General features: G+C 38.5%; 2 protein-coding genes and 2 pseudogenes. 1 reads left to right on the top strand and 3 read right to left on the bottom strand.

Features of this window, described 5'->3' with window-relative positions:
- Window positions 1-576 (top strand): DNA adenine methylase (locus tag PX482_RS15630; RefSeq protein ID WP_288122658.1); only part of this gene is annotated, 576 nt, incomplete at its 5' end.
- Window positions 577-647: 71 nt separating this feature from the next.
- Here PX482_RS15630 and PX482_RS15625 read toward each other — a convergent pair.
- The 3 genes and pseudogenes from PX482_RS15625 to PX482_RS15615 all read right to left on the bottom strand — a co-directional run.
- Window positions 648-1,541, bottom strand: a complete 894-nt coding sequence (locus PX482_RS15625) for an Rpn family recombination-promoting nuclease/putative transposase (protein WP_288094854.1) — start codon at window positions 1,539-1,541, stop codon at window positions 648-650.
- Window positions 1,542-1,691 (bottom strand): annotated as a pseudogene (locus PX482_RS15620) (flagellar assembly protein H); the annotation flags it as partial.
- A gap of 34 nt (window positions 1,692-1,725) precedes the next feature.
- Window positions 1,726-2,243 (bottom strand): annotated as a pseudogene (locus tag PX482_RS15615) (Rpn family recombination-promoting nuclease/putative transposase); the annotation flags it as partial.

The following is a 2,243-nucleotide window of genomic DNA, read 5'->3' as shown; positions in this document are numbered from 1 at the left end:
TTTTTGGTAGCAAAAATAACAGAAATTAAACAGAAATATGATAAGGGACGAGAATTATTTCAAGATTTGACAAGGGAAGATTTAAAGTTAACCGACTTTGAGAAAGCGGTGCGTTTTTTTATCTTAAATCGGATGACTTTTTCGGGAACAGTCGATTCCGGGGGTTATTCCCAAGCGGCTTTTAACAGTAGATTTACTGATTCATCAATTGCCAGATTAACGCAAATTGCGCCGTTATTAGCATCGGTCAAAATTACTAACCAAGACTACGAAGAATTATTATTTCAAGAGGGAAAAGAAGTTTTTATCTTCCTCGATCCCCCCTACTATAGTGCCACAAAATCCCGTTTATACGGCGTAAGAGGGAATTTACATACCAGCTTCGATCATCAACGCTTTGCCGATCATATGCGTCAATGTCAGGCTAAATGGTTAATTACCTACGATGATTGTCCAGAGATCAGAAAACTCTTTGATTTTGCCCATATTATCGAGTGGAATCTTCAGTATGGCATGAATAATTATAAACAAGGAGCGGCGGCATCTGGTAGAGAATTAATGATCAAAAATTATTAGTGCGATGCCGAAGGCACTGGGTAGCAGTAAGCTAATCTTATATGTTGGGTTGACGACTGTACTTCATCCTATTAATTTAACCATTGGTGCAAATCTTCTAAATCCGAAAAATCCAATAAAGCAAGAGCTAAATTATCCAATTGATTAGGATTTAACTGTTTAATTTTTTGTTCTACCTTTAAAGGAATAGAACCTAGTTTTAAGTTTAGCTGACGCAAAATTAGGCTTTTTTTAGCCGATAATTCTCCTTCCTCTCTGCCTTCCTCTCTGCCTTCCTCTCTGCCTTCCTCTCTGCCTTCCTCTCTGCCTTCCTCTCTGCCTTCCTCTAAAGCTTCTTGATAAACCTTAGTTTCTCTTAAATCACTTAAACTAAACATAGCTTCTATCTCCTTACGGTTTAATTTCGGTAATTTATAAATGAGAATTGTCTCAATTAATTCTAGAATGTCCTGTCCTTTTAAAGACTCCTGAAATTGTTGTCTAACTTGTTGAATCAGTTCTTTTCCTTGGGCTAAGGTGTTTGGTTCCGATTCCACAATTAATTGTAACACTTTTACCCCCAGAGAATCCCCCTCATCTAATTGATTCAGATAATAACAGTTAACCCGTCCTGACTCAAAGAATTCTTGATAACGAGATTTGGGACTATTTTCAATTCCAGGATGAGGATAAATGATCACCCCTTGCCAATTGTTATTACTCTCACTTTGATGAAAATAGAGAAATATTTCACTAAAAAAGCGCGAGTAAAACCGTTCATCTTTTTGAAATTGTACCTCAACAAAGTAAATCGGTTCATTAAGGTTATCAGGAAGAAAGACCCCATCTAAACGAAAAGCGAGTTGTTTAACTTCTAGGGAGGAAAATTGATAATGATTGACGGTTTCAGGGGGAAGATTCAGCAAATCAAAGAAACTTTCAGGAAAAGTCTGAAAGAGACGATAGAAAATACTGTCCGTTTTCACTCAATTTTGTCCCTCAATGACTTGTGGTACTTGTTCAATATCTAAGTCTAAAGCTTGGGCAATTTGTTCTACACTTCACCCTAAAGCCAATAAACGGGGAATAGAGTTTAATTTAGCGGTTAATGCTCCTTCCTCTCTGCCTTCCTCTAAAATATCTTGATAGATGACTGATTCTCTCATAATGTCACTCCGAAGGATTTTTTTTATCGTCTCTCGATTGTAATTCTTCGATCGCGTCGGGGGATAAATCAGTAAATCGGGCAATTTCTGAGATAGGAAAACCAGCAGATAGCATTTTTAGAGCAATTTGTCGGGCTTTTTCTTCTTTACCTTCCTCTTTGCCTTCCTCTCTGCCTTCCTCTAAAATATCTTGATAGATGACGGATTCTCTCATAATGTCACTCCGAAGGATTTTTTTTATCGTCTCTCGATTTAATACTAACCCAGCGAGAATACTGGTAGCGGCAGCGAGATTGCTTTGCACCTGTTTTTGAGAGATAGTTTCTAGAGAACGGGACAGCTGACTTAACACCTGTTCGGGATCATCGGTATTGCTGAGGACGGCAAAGGGTAATAAACCGGGTTGACTTGAAAAGAATGAAAGGTTTCCCCCAGACGGAAGGTATTTTCTTGCACTAGGGGAGAATCGCTGCGTCGCAGATAAATTACCACTTGACGCATTGGTTTTTGGGGATGACGACG

The sequence above is a fragment of the Microcystis sp. M53602_WE12 genome (assembly GCF_030065455.1).
Classification (GTDB): Bacteria; Cyanobacteriota; Cyanobacteriia; order Cyanobacteriales; family Microcystaceae; genus Microcystis; species Microcystis aeruginosa.
The sequence above is the reverse complement of the archived record's forward strand: the minus strand, read 5'-3'. Positions and strand labels throughout refer to the sequence as shown.